Origin of the sequence: Hymenobacter siberiensis (genome assembly GCF_018967845.1) — a bacterium.
In the GTDB taxonomy this organism is placed as follows: Bacteria; Bacteroidota; Bacteroidia; order Cytophagales; family Hymenobacteraceae; genus Hymenobacter; species Hymenobacter siberiensis.
The window spans coordinates 2662809-2683526 of record NZ_JAHLZZ010000001.1; the positions used below are offsets into that span (position 1 = coordinate 2662809).

22 protein-coding genes and 1 pseudogene are annotated in these 20718 nt (G+C 57.0%); 7 read left to right on the forward strand and 16 right to left on the reverse strand.

Annotated elements, in window-relative coordinates; all coding sequences use genetic code 11:
- The first annotated feature begins 22 nt into the window (after nt 1-22).
- From KQ661_RS11490 to KQ661_RS11500, 3 genes are all read left to right on the forward strand, one after another.
- Nucleotides 23-925, forward strand: a complete 903-nt coding sequence (locus KQ661_RS11490; protein ID WP_216727105.1) for a hypothetical protein — start codon at nt 23-25, stop codon at nt 923-925.
- Nucleotides 926-1077: 152 nt separating this feature from the next.
- The gene (gene dcd, locus KQ661_RS11495) at nt 1078-1617 is read left to right on the forward strand and encodes a dCTP deaminase (RefSeq protein ID WP_216688494.1); all 540 of its coding nucleotides are present in this window, start codon (nt 1078-1080) and stop codon (nt 1615-1617) included.
- Between the two features lie 138 nt (nt 1618-1755).
- Entirely contained in the window at nt 1756-2295 is a 540-nt protein-coding gene (locus KQ661_RS11500) for a hypothetical protein (RefSeq protein ID WP_216688495.1), read from the forward strand.
- A gap of 288 nt (nt 2296-2583) precedes the next feature.
- Here KQ661_RS11500 and gldC read toward each other — a convergent pair whose 3' ends face one another.
- The 5 genes from gldC to KQ661_RS11525 all read right to left on the reverse strand — a co-directional run bounded on the left by gldC (nt 2584) and on the right by KQ661_RS11525 (nt 6488).
- Entirely contained in the window at nt 2584-2928 is a 345-nt protein-coding gene (gene gldC / locus KQ661_RS11505; protein ID WP_168674320.1) for a gliding motility protein GldC, read from the reverse strand.
- Between the two features lie 137 nt (nt 2929-3065).
- Complete coding sequence (gene dnaN, locus KQ661_RS11510; RefSeq protein WP_216688496.1) at nt 3066-4190, reverse strand: DNA polymerase III subunit beta; 1125 nt, start codon at nt 4188-4190, stop codon at nt 3066-3068.
- A 150-nt stretch (nt 4191-4340) separates the two neighbouring features.
- Nucleotides 4341-5453 carry an IS4 family transposase gene (locus KQ661_RS11515; protein WP_216727106.1) on the reverse strand — a complete coding sequence of 371 codons (1113 nt, stop codon included), beginning with the start codon at nt 5451-5453 and terminating at the stop codon, nt 4341-4343.
- A gap of 136 nt (nt 5454-5589) precedes the next feature.
- The gene (locus KQ661_RS11520) at nt 5590-6009 is read right to left on the reverse strand and encodes a transposase family protein (protein WP_216680677.1); all 420 of its coding nucleotides are present in this window, start codon (nt 6007-6009) and stop codon (nt 5590-5592) included.
- Complete coding sequence (locus KQ661_RS11525; RefSeq protein ID WP_216686216.1) at nt 5997-6488, reverse strand: transposase family protein; 492 nt, start codon at nt 6486-6488, stop codon at nt 5997-5999. The genes KQ661_RS11520 and KQ661_RS11525 overlap by 13 nt, the downstream gene beginning before the upstream one ends.
- A gap of 245 nt (nt 6489-6733) precedes the next feature.
- Here KQ661_RS11525 and KQ661_RS11530 point away from each other — a divergent pair, with 245 nt between their 5' ends.
- Nucleotides 6734-7600 (forward strand): DUF7003 family protein, encoded by an 867-nt coding sequence (locus KQ661_RS11530; RefSeq protein WP_216727107.1) that lies wholly within the window; start codon nt 6734-6736, stop codon nt 7598-7600.
- Between the two features lie 459 nt (nt 7601-8059).
- Here KQ661_RS11530 and KQ661_RS11535 read toward each other — a convergent pair whose 3' ends face one another.
- From KQ661_RS11535 to KQ661_RS11560, 7 genes and pseudogenes are all read right to left on the reverse strand, one after another.
- Nucleotides 8060-9217, reverse strand: a complete 1158-nt coding sequence (locus tag KQ661_RS11535) for a glutathione-independent formaldehyde dehydrogenase (RefSeq protein WP_216727108.1) — start codon at nt 9215-9217, stop codon at nt 8060-8062.
- Between the two features lie 88 nt (nt 9218-9305).
- A pseudogene (locus KQ661_RS23265) lies at nt 9306-10048 on the reverse strand (IS701 family transposase); the annotation flags it as partial.
- Between the two features lie 10 nt (nt 10049-10058).
- The gene (locus tag KQ661_RS11540) at nt 10059-10307 is read right to left on the reverse strand and encodes a hypothetical protein (RefSeq protein WP_216727109.1); all 249 of its coding nucleotides are present in this window, start codon (nt 10305-10307) and stop codon (nt 10059-10061) included.
- Nucleotides 10308-10313: 6 nt separating this feature from the next.
- Entirely contained in the window at nt 10314-12047 is a 1734-nt protein-coding gene (gene gldG / locus KQ661_RS11545) for a gliding motility-associated ABC transporter substrate-binding protein GldG (RefSeq protein WP_216727110.1), read from the reverse strand.
- Entirely contained in the window at nt 12047-12772 is a 726-nt protein-coding gene (gldF, locus tag KQ661_RS11550; protein WP_216688503.1) for a gliding motility-associated ABC transporter permease subunit GldF, read from the reverse strand. Before gldF ends, gldG begins: the two co-directional genes overlap by 1 nt.
- Nucleotides 12773-12903: 131 nt before the next feature.
- Nucleotides 12904-13845 carry a gliding motility-associated ABC transporter ATP-binding subunit GldA gene (gene gldA / locus KQ661_RS11555; protein WP_226915533.1) on the reverse strand — a complete coding sequence of 314 codons (942 nt, stop codon included), beginning with the start codon at nt 13843-13845 and terminating at the stop codon, nt 12904-12906.
- A gap of 88 nt (nt 13846-13933) precedes the next feature.
- On the reverse strand, nt 13934-14626 hold the full coding sequence (locus KQ661_RS11560; RefSeq protein ID WP_216688504.1) for an SDR family oxidoreductase: 693 nt from the start codon (nt 14624-14626) through the stop codon (nt 13934-13936).
- 128 nt (nt 14627-14754) lie between these two features.
- On the opposite strand from KQ661_RS11560, the gene KQ661_RS11565 reads away from it, so the two are divergent.
- A complete protein-coding gene (locus KQ661_RS11565; RefSeq protein ID WP_216688505.1) occupies nt 14755-15450 on the forward strand; it encodes a GIN domain-containing protein in 696 nt (231 codons plus the stop codon).
- A 75-nt stretch (nt 15451-15525) separates the two neighbouring features.
- On the opposite strand, the gene KQ661_RS11570 is transcribed toward KQ661_RS11565, so the two are convergent.
- Entirely contained in the window at nt 15526-16260 is a 735-nt protein-coding gene (locus KQ661_RS11570) for an SDR family oxidoreductase (protein WP_216727111.1), read from the reverse strand.
- A 91-nt stretch (nt 16261-16351) separates the two neighbouring features.
- Between KQ661_RS11570 and KQ661_RS11575 the strand changes: the two genes are divergently transcribed.
- Both KQ661_RS11575 and KQ661_RS11580 read left to right on the forward strand, forming a co-directional pair.
- Entirely contained in the window at nt 16352-17083 is a 732-nt protein-coding gene (locus KQ661_RS11575) for an MlaE family ABC transporter permease (RefSeq protein WP_168674183.1), read from the forward strand.
- Between the two features lie 135 nt (nt 17084-17218).
- The gene (locus KQ661_RS11580; protein WP_216688507.1) at nt 17219-18034 is read left to right on the forward strand and encodes an ABC transporter ATP-binding protein; all 816 of its coding nucleotides are present in this window, start codon (nt 17219-17221) and stop codon (nt 18032-18034) included.
- 144 nt (nt 18035-18178) lie between these two features.
- Here KQ661_RS11580 and KQ661_RS11585 read toward each other — a convergent pair whose 3' ends face one another.
- The 3 genes from KQ661_RS11585 to KQ661_RS11595 all read right to left on the reverse strand — a co-directional run bounded on the left by KQ661_RS11585 (nt 18179) and on the right by KQ661_RS11595 (nt 20655).
- Nucleotides 18179-18718, reverse strand: a complete 540-nt coding sequence (locus KQ661_RS11585) for a YfiT family bacillithiol transferase (protein WP_216725947.1) — start codon at nt 18716-18718, stop codon at nt 18179-18181.
- A gap of 112 nt (nt 18719-18830) precedes the next feature.
- Entirely contained in the window at nt 18831-19463 is a 633-nt protein-coding gene (locus KQ661_RS11590; protein ID WP_216688508.1) for a bifunctional nuclease family protein, read from the reverse strand.
- 214 nt (nt 19464-19677) lie between these two features.
- Entirely contained in the window at nt 19678-20655 is a 978-nt protein-coding gene (locus KQ661_RS11595) for an electron transfer flavoprotein subunit alpha/FixB family protein (RefSeq protein ID WP_216727112.1), read from the reverse strand.
- Between the last annotated feature and the right edge of the window lie 63 nt (nt 20656-20718).

Below are 20718 nucleotides of genomic sequence, written 5' to 3' on the forward strand. Positions count from 1 at the left end.
TTAAATCTGCGACCTTTGCCCGATGCTAAAATTCCGTCTGCTAAGCCTGTTTTTGTTTTTTGTGGCATTTGCCCATGCCGAAACGCCTGCCCAGGCCAACAAGCGCCTCTTCGATAAAACCATCGACGAGCTGAATTTCCGCACCATGGAAACGGTGTATGATAAGTCGTTCACCCGGGGCAAGTTTCCGCTCACGCTGCGCAACGCTGCCGCCCGTCGCGCCTTCGATGGCTTTGGCAGTAATTCGGGGCTTAAGCAGCTGTTTTTGAACTATAACGGCATTGCTGAGCGGTATAAAAACCGTTTCGGCAACGGCCCGCTCACGCTGGCGGAGTTCGATAAGCAGCTGAAATCGGTATTGCTGGACAAGAACTTCGAGTTCTTCATCCACAACCTGCCGCGCGATGAGCGGGTGTCGCTCATCCGGGCCGAGCAGCGCCTCATTCAGCAGGCCAGTGCCCAGTTTAACGACTCCGGCGCGGCTGCCGGCCCCACCGTGCCCACCGCCGACAGCTACGCCCAGCCCGAAGCGCCCGTAACGGCCCCTCTCACCACCAACGACGCCGACGGCGCGGGGCCGGAAACCGCCCCCGCCACCGTGTCCGACGAGGCCCCGCTCACCAGCGCCTCCGTGGTGCCGGCCGGCCCGGCTCCGCACCACGACTGGCTCGACTACTTCACCCTGTTGCTGAGCCTGGCCAGTGCCGGCATGCTCTTCCACCTCATTGCCAATGTGCTGCCCACCCTGAGCCGGCGCATCAATAACCTCTCGGCCGACCCGGAGCCCGAACCCGAACCCCGCAGTCTGGCCAGTCGCCTGCGGCCCACCCGCCGCCCCGGCCTGCGCGAAGACCGGTACGAAGACGATGACGACGAGGAAGCCGAGGGCCAGCCCGCCGAACCTTACCGGCACGACGACGACTAATTAAATAAACTGGCCGTCATGCAGCGCGCAGCGAAGCATCTTTACCTCTGTAGTAAACCATTCGATTGAATTGCGTTGCGCGGTAAAGATGCTTCGCTATGCGCTACATGACGGCCTTATGACGTTATGCATTCCTAAAAATACCCCATTCAATGATTCTTACCGACCAGCAAATTCTCGCGGAAATCGAAAAAGGCACCATCGTCATCCAGCCCTACGACCGCAGCTGCCTGGGCACCAACTCCTACGATGTGCACCTGGGCAAGTACCTCGCCACCTACCGCGATGAGGTGCTCGACGCCCGCAAGCACAACGAAATCGACACCTTTGAAATCCCCGAAGCTGAAGGCTACGTGCTCCAGCCCGGCCGCCTCTACCTGGGCGTGACGCAGGAATACACCGAAACCCACGCCACCGTGCCCTTCCTCGAAGGCAAGAGCAGCGTGGGCCGCCTCGGTATTGATATCCACGCCACCGCCGGCAAGGGCGACGTGGGCTTCTGCAATCATTGGACGCTGGAAATCAGCGTGTCGATGCCCGTGCGGGTGTACCGGAACATGCCCATCGGCCAGCTGATTTACTTCACCGTGCAGGGCAACGTCGATACCCTCTACAACCATAAGCAGAGCGCCAAATACAACAATAAAACCGACAAGCCGGTGGAGTCGATGATGTGGAAAAATAAGTGGTAAGACATAGCATTAAGGTAATGTAGGGACGGTAAATCCGAACCGTGCTGCGCCTTTTTGCGTTGAATTCGGTGACCGCGCCGTCCATGGCTGGCCCGGTCCTTGCGTAAGTGTGCAACTGAAACCCCTACGACGATGACAATGAAAACTGCTTTTGCCTCTCTCTTTCTGGCGCTCCTGGTCGGTTCTGCTACCGCCCAGCAGGGACCGAACAGCACCGTTGCCGTGCAGGACAAAACCCAGCCCAGCCCCCGCCTCAACTCCGTGCAGGCCCGTGCCGACCGCCTGAGTGAGCAGATGGTGCGCGACCTGCACCTGAATAACTATCAGGCCACCAAGCTCCGGGCCGTGAATGCCGACAAAGTCTCCAAAATGGCGGTCATCGAGCGCCGAAACGCCGGCAATCAGAAGCTGATTGACGAGCAGTGCAATGGCGTGTGTAAAGAGCGGGACAAGGAGTTCCAGGCTTTCCTCAGCAACGACCAGTACAGCAGCTACTTCGGTACCCGTGGCGTGTATAATAAGACTGACCGCGATTTCGCCAGTCAGTCGTCCACCATCCTCCTCACCAATTCGGTGCAGAACCCGTTGCCGGCCCGCGCCAATGACGCTTCTATCGCCCCAACCAGCACCAAGCCCACCAACCGCCCCGCCGGTAACCTGGGCCGCAACGCCCGGTAACTTGTAGCGCATACTTTCGCTTGCGCCCTGAATGTAAAAAGCCCCGTCGGATATTTCCGGCTTGTCCTTACCCAAAACTCAAACGCCCTTCCGGCCATGTGGCTGGAAGGGCGTTTTTGCGCGGTTGCCTATCAGGTTTGCCGCTTTTCAAGCGGATTCAGCCAGCAAAAAGGGGCCTTGGCGTTACCTCGGAGAAGTCGGGAAAAGATTTGGGTAAGGACAAGTCGGATATTTCCGGCGGGGCTTTTTGATGGTTCAATCCAACGAGTGCACAAGCTAAAGCATGTGCTACAGGCGCTCCTGGGTTTGTTCCTGCTTGTCGAGGTATTCGGACAGCTCCTTGCAGAGTGCACGCATTTTGTTGGCCATTTCCTTGTCATCGGTAGCCGTCACAATGTTTTCGGCCATTGAGCCGATGTTATCGACCACGAAGCGCTTCATCTCGTCCACGGGCATGTCCTTGGTCCAGAGGTCGATTTTCATGGTGCCGGCCTGCTCCCGGTCCCACAGCGCAATGTTGATGGCTTTGGCGAAGTGGATATCCGGCCCCGCATCGGTAGCCGTCCAGCTAATCGCCTCGGGAACCTTGTTGTCGTCGAGGGCGATGCTAAAGCGGATTTCTGATTTTTTCATCACTGATTTTTAAATTGATTAACCGTGATTTCGCTGATTTATCTTTTGTGAATCGGGCCTTATGCAAAAAGAGCAATGGGCTGAACCGCGCCAACCTCAATTAGCGAAATCACAGCTAATCAGCGAAAATCAGCGATTTAGACGTAGTTATTAAGCATCACCGGCATCACCAGCATCAGGATGCTTTCGTTGTCGTCGGGGGTGGTGGGCATGAGGAGGCCGGCGCGGTTGGGCGTGCTCAGCTCCAGGGTGATTTCCTCGGAGTCGATGTTCGAGAGCATTTCCTTTAAGAAACGGGCGTTGAAGCCAATTTCCATGTCCTCGCCGTCGTACTGGCAAGCCAGTGTTTCCTTGGCTTCGTTGCTGAAATCGAGGTCTTCGGCCGAAACTACCAGCTCGGAGCCAGCCAGTCGCAGGCGCACTTGGTGGGTAGTCTTATTGGAATAGATGCTGATGCGACTCACCGAACTTAGCAACTCGGCGCGGTTGATGATGAGTTTGTTGGGGTTGCTCACCGGAATCACGTTTTCGTAGTCCGGGTACCGCTCGTCAATCAGGCGGCACACGAGGCGCATCTGGTTGAAGGAGAAGAAGGCGTTGCTCTGATTGAACTCCATTTTCACCGGCGTGGCCTCGGAGGGCAGCGTGCCTTTCAGCAGGTTGAAGGCTTTGCGCGGGATGATGAGGTTGGCGGTCTGGCCGGCGCCCACGTCCTGGCGGCGGTAGCGCAGCAGGCGGTGCCCGTCGGTGGCCACGAAGGTCACCTGCGAGTCGGCCAGCTGCACTAGAATACCGGTCATGGCCGGGCGCAGCTCGTCGGTGCTCACCGCGAAGATAGTTTTGTTGATGGCCCGGGCCAGCGACGACGACGGCATCTCAATTGGCGAAGAGCCTTTCACCACCGGCACGCGGGGGAAATCGGCGGCATTCTCGCCGGCTAACTTGTAGCGGCCATTGGCCGAGCTGATTTCGATGGTGTAGGTTTCCTCGTCCAGCGTGAAGGTGACGGGCTGGTCGGGCAGGTTCTTGAGGGTGTCGAGCAGGATGCGGGCGGGCGCGGCAATGCGGCCGGTGTCGCGGGCCTCCACGGGCAGCTCGGTAATCATGCTCGTCTCCAGGTCGGAGGCGGTGATGGTGAGCTTACCGGCCTCAATCTCAAAGAGAAAGTTCTCCAGAATGGGCACCACGGGGTTGTTCGTGACCACGCCGTTGATGCTTTGCAGCTGCTTGAGCAGCGCGGAGGATGATACGATGAATTTCATGGTGCGAGGGGAGGGCTAGGAATAAGGGAGGGCAAAGATACGGGGCAGGGTTGGGCTTTGGAAGGGGCGTGGTGAGCAGCTTAAGCTTCTTTCGAAGCAACTTCTTACATTGGCCGAAACAAAGCCCAATGAGTCATGCTGAAGACTACTCTACCCTACTATTTTTAGTAGTTGATTTCGAGCAAGTTGTCTCGTAGTGCAGTTTAGCAGCGTTTCAACCAGGCGGGCCAACGGGTCATCGGGCCGGGTTAGCGGACGGGTGAGTTGGCGGAGGAGGTTGAGGCCGTGACGAGCCAGGCTGGCGGCCCGGTAGCCGTGCTTCTTGCGGGCAATGGGGTGGCGGCCGCCGTGGGCGGCTGCGCCCACGCCCAGGCAGAAGGCGTAGGCCAGGCTGACGAGGGCCACGAGTTTGCGCAGCTTTTGCAAGCAGCGCAAGTGGGTGGCTTCCAGGTTGAAACCCCGGCCTTTCAGGTTTTGGAAGCACTGCTCAATCGTCCACCGCTTGGCGTAGCGTTGCGCGAGGTGGTTCAGGCCGGCCGTGGCAAACAGGTAGACGAACTCGCCCGCCGCCACGGCCTTGACCCAGGCCTGTCCCCAGACCCCGTCGACCTGTACGTGGGCGAAGCGGCGCACCTGCCCCGGCACCAGGCCCAGGTCGGCCACGGCCTGCCGGCGGCCGTCGGGGTGGGTCAGGCAGTGGTGCTTGGGCACGCGCATGACAAAATTCAGTCCGTTGTCTTTGAGCCACTTGAACCACGCATGGCCGACAAATTCCCGGTCGCCCACGACCAGGCCGATGCGGTCTTTCCCCAGCAAAGCCACGCACTTTTCGAGCACGGCGATGCGGTCGGCGGCGTTGGAGTTGCCGCTGCGGTTGTCGAGCAGCTGCCAATAAAGTGGCACGTGGACCTCGCCCGTGCCGACGGTGACGAGCAGCACGTTGACCTGGCACTGGCCGAAGTCCCACTCCGTGCGGTCGAGGCATAAGCGCAGCTTGCCCTGCGCAGGCAACAAACTCAGTAAAAGACTGGCCACCAGTACGTAATTGAGGTCTACTTCGCGGAAAAAGTCCTGAATGCGCGTTTCGTTCGAGGCGGGCTTGGCCGCGTCATTGAGGTGCTGGGCCACCTCGCCGAATTGCACGTTGCGGCTCTTTATCAGGCCAAGAATAAACTGGCCCACAAACTTTTGGCGGGACAAGTGGCCCACAAACGGGGCCTGTTGCAAAAGCGTCGTAATTTTAGCGGCGAAGTGTTGCTTCACGGGGCAGAACGGGTTTTTGGTGGTTGGAACCCCAAAGGTCGGGCTGCCCCGTTTTTATGCCCTAAAATTTAGTAGGGTAGAGTAGCTGAAGACTACACTTTTGTCTGCCTTTACTAGACTTGTTGCGAGCTATTAATCACAGATTTAAGCTGAAATTCCACAAGCCCGCACACACTCCCAGCACGTCATTGTACAGGTTCAAATTATGCAAACGTAATCGGTCTTCCAAAATTCGATAACGTTTCAATCCGCCAATGCTATGCTCTACGGTAATTCGTTCACTTGCTTGTTTTGTATTTATTTCTCGTTGTTCATCGGTGAGTTCTTTCCCTTTCGGCTTTTTGATAGGAATAAAAACTTTCCGGCAAACGTAGTCTTTCGCGAAGCCCAAAAACCCCAGGTCCAACCGCACCTTGAACTTTTTAAACCACTCTTTATCAACTGGTAAAATGCTTTTTAGCACACTGTAGTCGTGGTGTCTTCCGCCGTAACAACGGCTGATAAAACCAATCCAGCGAATGGTCGTTGAAATAACTATCTCTTTTACGGCGTGTATTTTTTTTTACCGCTATAGTAGTCTTTTTGCATCTCTTTATTTCCTGGTCGTTGCTTGCGTTGCTCTGTTCCATCGACCAATAACGTCTCGTGTTCCTGAAAATAGGCTTCAAATTCGGCCACTGTCGCAAATTCCCGCTTTGGCGCATGCCCGGTTTGCTCCAGCGCTTCTTGGAGCACCGTAATGCCTAATTCCTGGTTGCGTTTCGCGTTGGAACCGTCCATCCCACTGACCAATCCCAACAAATCATACGTCAAGTTTGCTTTGAAGCTGAATAGGGTGAAAAGCAGTAATTCTTCTTCTGTTTTAAGGGCTACTTCATACGGCGCAAAAGCCCCACGTTCAATCATATCTGTTCCATTTAACCGAAAATACGCCTGCTTAAAATGCGCCAAAAGCTGCGCAAAACGCTCCGCCGTGAGTCCCGTGGCAGCACGCCATTTACGCGAAGTAGTGAGGTTTTTTACGGAAAAGTTCATGTTCTAAATTTAAGTACAGTTTGTCGAAAATTCCGCACTTCACTCACTTCGCAACAAGTCTACTGAATTGCCCGCCGAGTTCGACAAGGAAGTGCTGTTTACTTGTCTCCAAGAAATGAAGAAATTGGAGGATGAAATTATGGTGAGTGGACGAGCAGAAGCAATTACTGTAGATGAGGTCAAACAGATTATTAATCTGCATTTCAAGCAGAAGGCCGAATAGTTGACATCATCCGATTTTAGATATGATTCCTGAACAACACATACTTGATGCTCTCGACCATTCGAATGATGGCCACTACTGCAATTTTCTGCCATTAAATCATCCGTATACCTGCCTCATTGATACGCGACTGAACCTGTATCGCAGAGATGAAGATTGGGCAATAGCAGCCGAAATACTAGGCTATAATCCTCGGGGGGGAAGGATTGAACTCAATATCTATTATCACGGCAACTGCCTGGTCAACTTGGAGCAGTATAACAATCGGAATGTCAATAACTATGCTGTGTACCCAATTGACGAAGAATCTTTCCAGGAAGCTGCCCCGGATGAGCTTCTAAGTCTAACAGCGCAAAACTTATTGGTTCGAGGGATTCAATTGAACTTAAGCCATGATAAGTTAGAATACGAACGCGCTGGAATTCAACTGGTGGAATTCGAACCTGACCGAATCACAATAGACGAAGTTGGCCGACTATTGATTACTCGAAATGAGAGAGTATTTCGGGCTAATGATGCAGAATTATATAAGTCAATTCCTCAGCATCTTAAGAAGATTTTGGTGCTTGATGAATGGCACCACAAGGATTTCAACGTAAGGCCGCAAAAGATAATGTCAGCGGAAGACATTATTTCAACCTACGACTTGAACCAACAGATAGGCAGTTTGCCCGGAATAACCCTGGCAGATTTTACTGCCACTATTCGAGCCCAGGAGGAAAGAATGGGACAGTTTGAACGCGAGGAGTGGGAAATTGCCCGCCCCAGCAGCTACGAAACTTGGCAGCAAATTGCAAAGGTGCTGGCGACAGGAGATACCAGTTATTACGAACCCACACTGGAGCCAAATACCCATTGGTCGAACTGGCCGGAATCGGGTAGTCTTTAAGTTTCTACCCTGTAAACCCCGCATAGCGCCGCATAGCGCCGCATAGCGCCGCCAGGCCCGCACGGCCCCGAAAACCCCCAGCAGCAGCAGCGGCGCGCCGAGGTTCAGCAGCTGCCAGCGGCGGCGCTGCTCGGCGAGCTTTACTTTGTCGAGGGGGCGGAGGGTGATTTGCTTGCCGTGCACGGCGATGAGGCCAGTGTCGTCGAGCAGGTAGTCGGTGGCGTTGAGGACCAGCTCGCGGTTGGCGGATTCGGTGTTGGCGAGGCGGTCGAAGCCCAGGCGGTAGGGGTCGAAACGTGGCCCATCGGGCAAGAACTGGTGCGGTTGCGGTGTTAAGGTCAACACGTTACTGGTTCGTGTTAGGCCAAGCCTTAATTAAAATAACGGCCAGTGGAAGGAGCTATCCTTCCACTGGCCGTTATTTTAATTAAGGCTTGGCTTTTGTTTCCTGCCTTGTGCTTAATCCTTTTTGCGGCTCGTTTTGCCGGGTTTCAGTACCACTTTGGTCCATCCGTCATCGCGGGTATTAAAGTGCTTGTACGCATCGGGGGCCTCATCCAGGGAGAGCTCGTGGGAAACGATGGCGGCAGGCTTGGCTTTACCGGAAGAAATCAGCGCGCAAAGCTCCCGGTTGTATGATTTTACATTGGCTTGGCCCGTTGCGATGCTTTGCCCCTTCATCCAGAAGCTGCCGAAGTCGAAGTCCATGTGGCCTTTTTTCTGCAGTTCCTCTTTGGACTTCGGGTCTTCCGTCACAAAAACCCCCACTACGCCAATCGAGCCGGTCGCTTTCACTGCCTGGACCAGCTCGTTCATCGTTACGTTCGATTGTTCTTTGCCGTGTTTGTTGCAACATTGGTAGCCCACGCATTCGCAGCCCCGGTCAGCACCCTGCCCGTCTGTTAAGTCCAGTACTTGGTCAACAGCGGAGCCCTTCGTAAAATCAATGGGTATGCCGCCAAATTCCTTGGCCAGTTTTAATCGGTCGGGGTGGCTGTCCACGACCATAATTTTGTCGGCTCCTTTTATGCGGGCAGACAGCGTGGCCATGAGTCCGACCGGCCCAGCGCCGTAAATAACCACCGAATCGCCCGGTTTCACCCCCGCCAGTTCCGTGGCGTGGTAGCCCGTCGGGAAGATGTCGGAAAGCATGGCGTAATCGTTTTCCTTCTCGCTGGCATCCTCCGGCAATATCTGGCAATTAAAATCACCGTACGGAACGCGCAGGTATTCTGCCTGCCCGCCCTCATACGGCCCCATGCCGGCAAAGCCATAGGCCGCACCGGCAAAACCGGGGTTCATCGTCAGGCAAAAAGCGGTGAGTTTGCGCTCGCAATTTTTGCAATGGCCACAGCCAATATTAAAAGGCATACACACCATATCACCCACTTTAACATGTACTACCGACTTACCGACCTCAATGACCCGTCCCAGGTTCTCGTGGCCAAAAATTCGGCCGGTTTCCATGTTGGTACGGCCTTCGTACATGTGCAGGTCGGAGCCGCAAATATTGGTGGTGGTAACCTGGACTAATACGTCGGTGGGTTGCTCAATTTTAGGGTCGGGCTTGTCGGATACTCTCACATCCAAGGGGCCGTAATAGACAATAGCTTTCATGATTCCGGGATTAAAGTGGACTTAATCTCCATGGTAACGTCCATGTTGAACAAAGAGTTATCTTTTTTTGGCGTACTAGTAGCTTATGTCACGCAGTGAGTTGGCGGAATTGATGGTATATGGTTTCTAAGCCGACAGCGGTCAGTTGAGCTTTGAGACGAAAATGCCTGATACCACACATTTGAGTTTGAATACTTCGAGTTTCGTGTGGGGGCCAGCACAGCGGCAAAGGAATGAGTAGCCTGCGTTGTCAGAATTTCAATGGGCGATTTGCCCATCGAGGCGTTCTGTTTGAGTGACTTGTGGTATTCCTTTGCTTTCCACCATTTTTGGTTAATCGTGGTGAGTTAAGTGTGGGCTAAGTCGGTTTCGCTGCTGACCAGATATAGGATACCCCGGCTGCTGTCTTGGTTTGTAAAGACTTGCCTGGTTTCGTAGACCGCCTCTTAATCGGCGCAAATAGACGCGGCCGTATCAGGGTCATATTCTCTACCACGGCGCACCAACTCGACGGCGATGGGCGTGGCTTACGCCCCCGCCTGGTAGAGTAGGCTGACGAAGCGCAGTTCCTTGACATAGTACTGCTGTCAGTGGTGCAAGTGCTAACAAATCAGCTTGTTGAAATTCGTATGCACCTTTCTCAATACCGAATTATCGACGATGAGGACTGCGCAGTCCTCGGTCCCGCGTCGGGCCTCGGACTGGCGAATCAACGATTTGATAAGCCGCCAGACCTGCGCCAACCCGCACGGCGTGCTATTCACCTAGCGCATGATGTGATTGTGGGTGGTTCAGTGCCCCGTCCAGTAGCCGTTCAGCCAATGGAGCAGTGGCACAATCATCAAAAAAACACTAGGGCATTTCCAATGATTGCTACACTGTTGAGCGCAACAGCCATACCAGCATTTGCATAGCTGTTTTCATGCTTCTTTGCCAGCACATCTTTCACTCTTACCCGGTTACGGAAGCGCAAGTACAAATACCCGAATCCGACGGCAACAAAAAACAGGGCTATAAATGCTTGGCCCAGAATCTCTCCAAATAACGCTTCCGTACTTTTCGGTAACTGAGTTGGGATTTGGGTGCTCAACTAATGTCATAAATTTGTAAACCCCGCATAGCGCCGCTTGCGTCGCCACGCCCGTACGGCCCCAAACAACCCCAATAGCACCAGCGGCGCGCCTAGGTTCAGCAGCTGCCAGCGGCGGCGTTGCTCGGCCAGCTTCACTTTGTCGAGGGGGCGGAGGGTGATTTGCTTGCCGCGTACGGCGATGAGGCCGGTGTCGTCGAGCAGGTAATCGGTAGCGTTCAGGACCAGCTCGCGGTTGGCGAATTCGGTGTTGGCGAGGCGGTCGAAGCCCAGGCGGTAGGGGTTGCCGGTTTTGGGGTCGATGTCGGAGCGGATGATGTCGCCATCGGAGATAACCAGGACTTTGCTGGACCGGGCGTTGGCCGGTTTTTCGGGCTGGAACTGGAGGGTGCCGGGCCGGGCGCGGTTGGCGAAGAGCGAGGTGAACTGGCCTTCGAGCAGGTAGGCCACCGGCTGGAAACCCTTTTGGTAGAGCTTGGGATTGGGTTCGAGGCGGGCGTCGTTGAAGTTGATGGGCACCGGGGCGGGCAGCACGCGGGTGTAGCGCGAGGTGCTCATCAGGGCGGTTTTGCGGATGCCACGGGCCTGCACCGTGTCGAGGTTACCCACGAATTTCAGGTACACCGCGTCGAGGTTGCGGGTGATGGGGTGGGGGCTGAACTTGTTGATGAGCGGGTAGAGCTGCCAGGGCATGGGCTCGATTTTGGGCTTATTGCCGTCCATGCCGGTCACGAGTGGAATCTGGCCGCTGTTCAGGTCGAGGAGCAGGTTCTGGTTGAGGCGCAGGCCGTATTTAAAAAACAGGTCGTCGAGATTGAGTTCGTAGGGGGTAGCTAATGCGACACCGTTGCGGGCCACGCTGTCGAGGTCCACACGCAGGGCATCGACGAAGAACATGGCCCGGCCGCCCTGGGTGATGAACTGGTCGAGCTTGAATTTATCGTCCTCGGAATAAGGCGTTTTGGGCTGGGCCACCACGATGGCATCGAGCGCGCTCAGGTCCTTCACCTTGCTCAGCGTGACGCGGAACACGTCGTACTGCTGCTGCCAGGTGCCGAGGATGTCGCCGGCCTGCACGTTGGTGAGCTCGCCGTGGCCTTCCACCACGCCGATGCGCTTGCGCAGCGCCGGTACCAGCGTGCGGATGGTGCTGGCCAGCTCGTATTCCAGCCCTTCAATGCTTTGGTTGAGGCGCACCTCGGCTGGGGCGGCCTGGTTGCCGCGCAGCAGCAGCACGCTTTTATCGTGCCCGCCCACACTCACCACGGCGTAGGGAAAAATGATTTTCTCGACCCGCTTGCCGTTTTCGGTGGCCCCGAGGTTGGTGGGTTTCAGGCCCTTTTTGAAAAGGGTTTGGTAGAAGGCGTTGCGGGCGGCTTCGGTGCTACCGGCGCTGGGGTCGATGAAAATGTAGTTCAGGTTGGCCCCGCCGTAGACCTGGAATTCGGTCAGGGTTTCGCGCACGCCCTGCTCCAGGCGGCGGAAAGCGGGCGGGAAATCGCCGGTGAGGTACACCGTGACGGTGACCGGCTGCTTGAGGTCGCGCAGCAGCGTTTTGGTGGCCGGCGACATAGTGTAGCGTTTTTCTTCCGTCAAATCGAGCCGAAAAAAGAAGCGCTGGGCCACGAAATTAAAAAGCAAGAGCCCGCCAATGATGGTGGCAAAAGTGAGCAAATCGCGCTGCTTGCGGGAGGACGGTGTAGGAACTGGAGTCGGGGAAGTAGTCAACGTATTTTCCATTACCAGTTACGACTCCGTAAAGCCAGTCGTGTCGCCTGTAAAGCCACCGCAACTACGCTGAAAAAATAGACCAAATCCCGCGAGTCAATCAGCCCTTTGCTGAGGTCGCGGTAGTGCGCCGCAATTCCCAGCTGACTCACGTAATAGGCCGCGCTGCCCTGCAGCACCGAGGCCAAAGAATCGAACCCCGAATAAATCAGAAAACAGCCCACCACGGCCACTAAAAAAGCAATAATCTGGTCACGCGTGAGCGCCGAGGCCAGAATGCCAATGGCTGCGAATACCGCCGCCAGCAACGCCAAGCCTAAATAGGAACCGACCGTGGCCGCCGAATCAATATTGCCCTCAGGGCTGCCCAGCTTGTACACCGAGTAGTAGTAGAGCAGCGTGGGCACCAGCGCCAGCAGCGCCAGCAGCAGGCAGGCCAAATACTTGCCTCCGATTATCTGCCCGTCCGTGAGCGGGCGGGTCAGCAGCAGCTCAATGGTACCGGCCTTTTTCTCTTCCGCAAACGTGCGCATGGTGATGGCCGGAATCAGGAACAGGAATATCCACGGGGCCAGATTGAAGAGCGTTTGCAGGTCGGCGTAGCCGTAGTCGAGGACGCTGCTATCGGGGAAAACCCAGACGAACAGGCCTGTCGCAATCAGGAAAACCCCCAGCACCACGTAGGCCACGGGGGAGTTCAGGAAGGCGTTGAATTCTTTTTGGAGGATGGTGAGCATTCTGGTATTCTGAACGTCATGCTGAGCGCAGCCGAAGCATCTCTACAGCGAGAGTAATTAATTAGTATTGAGGTAGAGATGCTTCGAGAAGCTCAGCATGACTTTCCTGGTAGCCGTTCTGTTTCTCGTTCTTACTTCGTCAATTCTCCAAACACCTCCTCCAGGCTCTGCTGCTCCTGCCGCAGCCCCAGCAGAATCCAGCCTTCCTGCCCGGCCAGGCGTGACACGGCGGCGCGTACGTCCACGCCCGGTGCGGTGCGGAGCAGGACGGCGCCATCGGGCGCGGCCTCTACGTGGCGCACGCCGGGGAGCTGGGCCAGCTTAGTAGTATCAACCAGGCCTTCGAACTCGGCACGCACCACGGTTTCGCCAGCGGCACGGGCGGCTAGCTCAGCTACCGGGCTGTCGGCCACCAGCTTGCCCCGACTGATGATGAGCACGCGGGAGCACAGGGCCGTGACTTCGGGCAGAATGTGAGTGCTGAAAATGACGGTTTTATCCTCGCCCACTTCGCGGATGAGCTGGCGGATTTCCAGAATCTGGTTAGGGTCGAGGCCGGTGGTGGGCTCGTCGAGAATGAGCACGTCGGGGTTGTGAATGAGGGCCTGGGCGAGGCCCACCCGCTGCCGGTAGCCCTTGCTGAGCGCGCCGATTTGCTTGTTCTGTTCGCGGCTCAGGCCCACGCGGCGAACTAGCTCGGCCACGCGGGTGCGCAGGCCGGAGCCGCGCAGGCCGTGCACCGAGCCAATGAATTCGAGGTATTCGTGCACGTACATGTCGAGGTAGAGCGGGTTGTGCTCGGGCAGGTAGCCCACGTGCCGGCGCACTTCCAGGCTGTCAACCAGCACATCGTAGCCAGCCACCCGCACCGTGCCGGCGGTGGGCGGGAGGTAGCCGGTGGCAATTTTCATGGTGGTGCTTTTGCCCGCGCCATTCGGCCCGAGGAAGCCCACAATTTCACCCTTGCCCGCCGTGAAGCTGATGTTGTCCACGGCGTTTTGGGTGCCGTAGGTTTTGGTCAGGTGCTCGATTTCTACCATGTGATAGTGCTTGGTTGGGGGAGAGAACGTCATGCAGAGCGCAGCGAAGCATCTTTACCGCACAAGTAATTAATTAGTATTGAGGTAAAGATGCTTCGCTGCGCTCTGCATGACGTTCAACTTACTTCACGTTAGCCGGCCGCAGCTGAATCTCCGAAATCATCGTCGTGTCCGGCGCTTCAACCGCGTGCACAATGGCGGCGGCAATATCCTCCGGTTGCATCTTGTGCGGGTCGGGCGTGAGGCCGGGCTCTTTGCCGTTGAAGTTAGTTTCTACCGAGCCGGGCATTACGCAGGTCACGCGGATACCATCCGGCCGCACTTCCTTGAACAGCGAATCGGAAAAGCCCCGAACCGCAAACTTCGTGGCGCAGTAGCCCGACATGCCGGCCGAGCCCGCCGTACCGGCCAGCGAGGCCACATTCACAACGTGGCCCTGTTGCTGCTGCTTCATCTGGGGCAGCACGGCGCGGGTGCACAGGAAAGTGCCCAGCACGTTAGTATCGAACATCGTTTTCCAGTCTTCGGTCCGGAAACCGTCCACGTCGCCCATGATGCCCAGGCCGGCATTATTTACCAGAACATGAATTTCCGGCCCCAGCTCGCGCTGGGTGTTGGTGAAGGCTTCGGTGATGGAGTGCTCGTCCTGCACATCACACTCGAAAAACTGGAATCGGTCGTGCGTGAAATGGTCGGGAGCCGAGCGGGCCCAGCCGGCCACGGCCGCGCCGCGGGCCAACAGGGCTTGCACGGTGGCGAGGCCGATTCCTTTGCTTGCGCCGGTCACGATGGCAACTTTACCGCTGAGGTCCATTTATCTTTGGGAAAAGTAAGGGGATTATGCGCAAAACGAGTTTGCGGCCGCAAGTTAGCGGCCTGGGAGGGTTTGGGATACTGCGCCGGCTGGGCCGCCTCGGATTCGGCGTCGCGCTAATGGCTGGTTTGAGCACCTGTGGCCCGGGCCACGGCACCGATTGCCTGAAAAGTACGGGCACCATCGTCACCCAGCGCCGCGAGGTAGATGCCGGCCTGGTCACCGTCACGGCCTTCGACAACGTGGACCTGCGCATCGTGCAGGATACCCAGACCTACGCCGAGGTGCGCGCCGGCGAAAACCTCATCAGCGACATCGTGCTCACCCGCAAAGGCAACGCGCTGGAAATCAATAATACCAGCACCTGCAACTGGGCGCGCAGCTACGATACGCCCCGCGAAGTAACGCTGCACCTGCCGCGCATTCTTAACGTGTTTTTGCGTGGCCAGGGCAATGCCAGCACCGTGGGCCAGTTCGCGCAGGACACCATTTTTTTTCACTTAGTGGGCGCCGGAGATTACGACCTCAACGTGAAAGCCAAAATGCTGTTCCTCGATTTGTATGAGCTGGGCGATATCAAGGTGCAGGGCGCTGCCGATGAGATGAACTTTACCCTGGGGGGCTTGGGCCGACTATTTGCCCAAAGCCTAAGCCTGAAACGGTGCTATTTCAATATGACCCGCGACAGCGACGCCGATGCTCATGTGCGAGTCAGCGACGCCCTGGGCGGCACCGTGGCCGGCAATGGCACCCTTTTCTACGGCGGAGCCCCCACGTTCACGGATATTAAAATAACCGGCAAAGGCAGCAAGAAAGCCGAGTAGGCCCGTGGCGCAGCGCCTATCGGATGGGCGGGCTGCCGGATTTTCGCCGGCAGCCCACCAATATAGGATGGCCTCTTAGCCCAAATCGCCCAGCTGTGGCCGAATCAGCAGCTCTTCCACCACGGCGTGGAGCGACAGGGAGTAGGCCGAAAACAGCGCCTCGGCTACATCATCGGCCTGCACAAACCGCTCGGCGGGCAGCTCTACGCCGGCCCAGCTGGCCGTGAGCGTGGGGCCGGGCAGCACGGCCGTGACGCGCACACCGCTGGTTTTTAGCTCCTCGCGCAGGTTTTTGGTGAAGCCCAGCAGCGCGTGCTTGGCAATGCCGTAGGAGCCGCCATTGGGGTAAGCCGTGATGCTGGCCGTGGAGCAGATGGTGAAAATGTGCCCCTGGCCCCGCGCAATAAGGCCCGGTAGCAGCGGCAGCGTCACGTCGTAGGCGCTCAATAAATTCACGGCCAGCATCTGGCGCAGCTGCGAGCCATCGGCGGGCTCGTCCTGGAGGCGGCCGGGAATAAAGGCGCCGGCGTTGTTCACCAGCACGTCAACGGGCAGGCCCAGCGCCAGCACAAATTCCGCGAAGCGGGCGCAGTCGGCCTGCTGGCTGAGGTCGGCGGGCAGGGTGTGGAGCACGGCCCCGGGAACATCGGCATGCAGCTCGGTTGTAAGCGCGGCCAGGTCGGTGGCCGAGCGGGCGCAGGTAGCCACCGGAAAGCCCGCTTTTAGAAAGCGCGCCACGACGGCGCGACCAATACCTTTGCTGCCGCCGGTGACGACAATTAATTTTTCGCTCGTTTGGGCTTTGTTCATCTGATTTTACGTAAGGTGGCGAAGCCTCTGAAGTTTCGTCTGCGGCAACAGCCGCACCCAAACTTCGGTTTTTATTCCTCAACAAATTCTCATGCTTAAAACTTTCGGCTCGTTTGTCCTTTTCCTGCGAGGCATGGTCACGCGCACGGAGCGGTTCAGCGTCCTCTGGAATCGCACCATCGACGAAGCCATCCTCATCGGGGTCGACTCCATTGTGATTGTGTCCATCGTGTCGGCCTTTATCGGGGCCGTTACCTGCGTCCAGATTGCCTACAACCTTACCAATCCGCTCATTCCGCAGTCCACCATCGGCTATATGGTGCGCGAAATGACTATTCTGGAGCTGGCCCCCACCATCACCAGCATCGTGCTGGCGGGCAAAGTGGGCAGCAGCATTGCCGGCGGCCTGGGCACCATGCGCATCACCGAACAGGTGTCGGCGCTGGAGGTAATGGGCATCAATTCTACTTCCTACCTTGTGCTGCCGCGTATTCTGGCGGCGCTGCTTATGTTCCCGCTGCTGGTTATTCTGGCCATGCTGCTGTCCATTTTGGGCGGCTACCTGGCCGGTACCCTCACCGGCGTGATGACGGCCCAGGATTATATCGAAGGCATTCGGACCGATTTTATTCCCTACAACATCGTCTTCGCCCTTATCAAGGCGGTGGTGTTTGCCTTCTTGGTATCGGGCATTTCGGCCTTCAAGGGCTACTACACCACCGGCGGTGCCCTCGAAGTAGGCGCGGCCAGCACCGGTGCCGTTACCAATTCCATTATCGCCATCCTCATTGCCGATTTCGCCCTGGCAGCGTTGCTGCTCTAAAATAGGGTCTTAAGGACTTGGTTTTAAAGTAATTGGCTGGAATTTAATCCAGCCGATGATGCCAACGTATCAAATGCCTTGGAGTCCTGTGACCTGCCTGAAATTCTAAGTCCCCAAGACCCCAAGTCCCTCAAAATGATTGAAGTATCCAACATCGAAAAATCCTTCGACGGCACGCCCGTGCTGAAAGGCATTTCGTGCGTGTTTGAAACCGGCAAGTGCAACATGCTGCTGGGCGGCTCGGGCACGGGCAAAAGCGTGCTGCTGCAGTGCATTGTGGGGCTGATGAAGCCCGATATCGGCTCCATCACCTTCGATGGCACGGTGTACACCAACAGTAAAATCGATATCCGCCAGGAAATACGGCGCAAAATCGGGATGCTGTTCCAGGGTTCGGCGCTTTTCGACTCGATGACGGTGGCCCAGAACGTAGAGTTTCCGCTGCAGATGCTGACGCCCGAAATGACGCCCGAAGAGCGGCGCGAGCGGGTCGAGTTTTGTCTAAAGCGCGTGGGCCTGGAAAATGCCGGCAACAAGATGCCCGCCGAAATTTCGGGCGGCATGAAGAAGCGCGTGGGCATTGCCCGCGCCATTGCACCGCAGTGTACCTACCTGTTTTGCGACGAGCCTAACTCCGGCCTCGACCCCGCCACCAGCACCAAAATCGACAATCTCATCTACGAAATCACCCACGAATATGACATCACCACCGTCATCGTAACCCACGATATGAACTCGGTGATTGAGATTGGTGAGCACATCATTTTCCTGCACCAGGGCAAAAAACTTTGGGACGGTACCAAGGAAGAAATTCTGAACGCCAAAGTCCCCGAGCTGCGCGAATTTATCTTCAGCAGTAGCCTCGTACGCGCCGCCAAGCGCGTCGACGACGAAACCGAAGGCGGCATGGCCGCTTTCGCCGAAGAAAGTGAGTCCGGCGGCGGTATCTGAAATCACTGATTGCCGCTGATTAACCGTGATTCCGCTGATTACTATGCAAAAAGGCCGCTCAATGAGCGGCCTTTTTGCATAGTAATCAGCGGAATCTTCAGCGCAAACCAAACCGTAGCTGAAAAATAATCAGCGAAATCACGGTTAATCAGCGGCAATCAGTGATTCCAAGTGCGCCAGATGGTGCTGGCCGTGCCAGGCATACAGGGCCAGGGCCTGGTCGAGGGTCGATTCGCGCTGGTTGCCGGGGTGGTAGAAGGTGCGCTGCCATTGCACTTCCGTGAGGTGCTGCAAGAGCGTAACCCAGCGCGAATGCAGGGCCTCCAGCAGCGTGAGCGACACGGTAATGGGCGTGGCGGCCACATCGGGCAGCCTGGCCCAGGCCGCTTCGTCGTAGGGCCGGATGGTGGGGTTGTCCTCCGTCAGGGCCAGGCGGTAGCGGAAGTAGCAGTTCATGTGCGAGTCGGCCACGTGGTGAATTACCTGGCGGCCGGTCCAGCCACCGGGGCGGTAGGGGCGTTGCAGGCCTTCGCCGCCCACCCGGCGCGCCATGGCCGTGAGCCGGCCCGGAAGCTCGGCCAGCTGCTGAATCAGGGCCGTACGCTCGGTAGGGGCGAGGGGGCCGGCAGGCAGCTGCGGCCGGCCAATGGGGTAGCGCAGCAGGTCATCGGAAGTAGGGCTCATAACTGCGAAGTAAGCAAAAACACCACCCCAAAATGGGGTGGCGCTTGCACTGATAAGGAACGGACCTGCAACGAACCCGTTCAACTCACTAAAATCGGTTCAATCGGCAGTATTAGCCGTTGCGCTTGTTCAGCTCGTCGCGGATTTTGGCGGCCTTTTCGTAGTCCTCGCGGTTGAGGGCTTCAGACAGCATTTTTGATAACTCTTCCATCGAAACCTGGCCACTGGGGTCGCGGGGCTCGGGCTGGGCGCGACTGGCGCGGGGCGAGTTCGTATCGGTGTCGTCGTCCTCGTCATCCTCATCTTCTTCGGCTTCGCTTTCGGCTTCGTCGAGGTCAGAAAGGATGATGCCGGCTTCGCTCAGCACGCTTTCCACGGTATAAATAGGCACGCCGAAGCGCAGGCCAATGGCAATGGCATCGGAAGGCCGGGCGTCGATATCGAACGTCGTGGCCCCGTCGGAGCACACAATGCGCGAATAGAAAACGCCTTCTTTGAGGTCGGAAATCACCACCTCCAGAATCACCACGTGCACATGCTCGGCAAAGGATTTGAACAGGTCGTGGGTAAGAGGGCGATTGGGGCTAATCTTTTCTATCTGAATAGCAATGCTTTGCGCTTCAAACATGCCAATGATAATGGGCAAGCGGCGGTTGCCGCCCTTCTCGCCCAGAATCAGCGCGAAGGAGCCAGATTGCGACTGGCTGGACGAAAGCCCCAGGATTTCAAGCTGGATTTTTTTCAAGGGAATAAGGAACTGGGTGTCTTGGAAGCGGAAAGGAGGGAAGGGCCGGGCCGAAGCCGGTAGAGAGGATGTACGTGCAAATAAAGAAAAGTCCGGGTATCTGCGGCCAAAATCTGCCGTAGAAACCAGAAATGCTAAAAAAAGATTGGGGACCCGGGCCGCGGCCTTCTTGCGAAAACCACCGGACCGGGTCCCCAATGCCTACACGTAGACCTTAGTTGAGGGCCTTCACAGCCGCGGTTAGCTTGGGCAATATGTCAAAAACGTCGCCCACGATGCCATAATCGGCCGCCTTAAAGAAAGGAGCTTCCGGGTCTTTGTTGATGACCACAATCACCTTCGAGCTATTCACGCCGGCCAGGTGCTGGATGGCCCCCGAAATGCCGCAGGCAATGTACAGGTTCGGCGAGATGGTGATGCCGGTCTGGCCCACGTGCTCGTGGTGAGGGCGCCAGTCTACGTCCGACACGGGCTTGGAGCAGGCCGTGCCCGCGCCCAGTGCCTTGGCCAGGTCCTCAATGAGGCCCCAGTTCTCCGGGCCTTTCATGCCCCGGCCGCCCGATACTACGAGCGCGGCTTCGGGCAGGAGCACGCCACCGGCCTGGTCCTGCATGATAACCTGCGTGGGCGCATCAGCAAAGTCAGCGTCCGACAGCTGGGCTGCGAAACTCACAACTTCGGCCGTTTTGCCGGCATCGTGCTTGGCCTCGGTCGAGTTCTTTTTCACGGCGATGATTTTGCGGTCGCCGCTCAGCACCACGTCCGAAAACGCCTTGCCCGAGAATGCGCCGCGCTTCACCGTGAATTGGTCGCCGGCGATTTTTGGCAGCTCTACCACGTTGGTGGCCAGGCTGGCCTTCAGCCGCACCGACAGGCGCGAGCCCACCGCCGCGCCAATGTTGGAATTGGCCAGCACGATGATTTTGGCCTGCTCCTGCTCGGCTGCCGTGGCAATGAGCTTGGTGTAGGCGTTGTTCACGAAGTCCTTGAGGCGGGGCTCGGCGTCGAACAGCACTTTCGTGATGCCCTGCTCGCCCAGCTTGGCCAGGTTGGTTTCATTGGCGTGGCCTACGGCAATGGCCGTGGCCGTGGTGCCCAGCTGGGCAGCCACCTGCGCCCCGTAAGAGGCTACTTCGAGCGACGACTTTTTTACTTCGCCGTCGGCGCATTCAACTACAACTAATACTGACATGTCTTTGAGTTAAGAGTTAAAAGTTATGAGTTAAGAGTTGCCAGTCGGAGCTCGAATTGACTC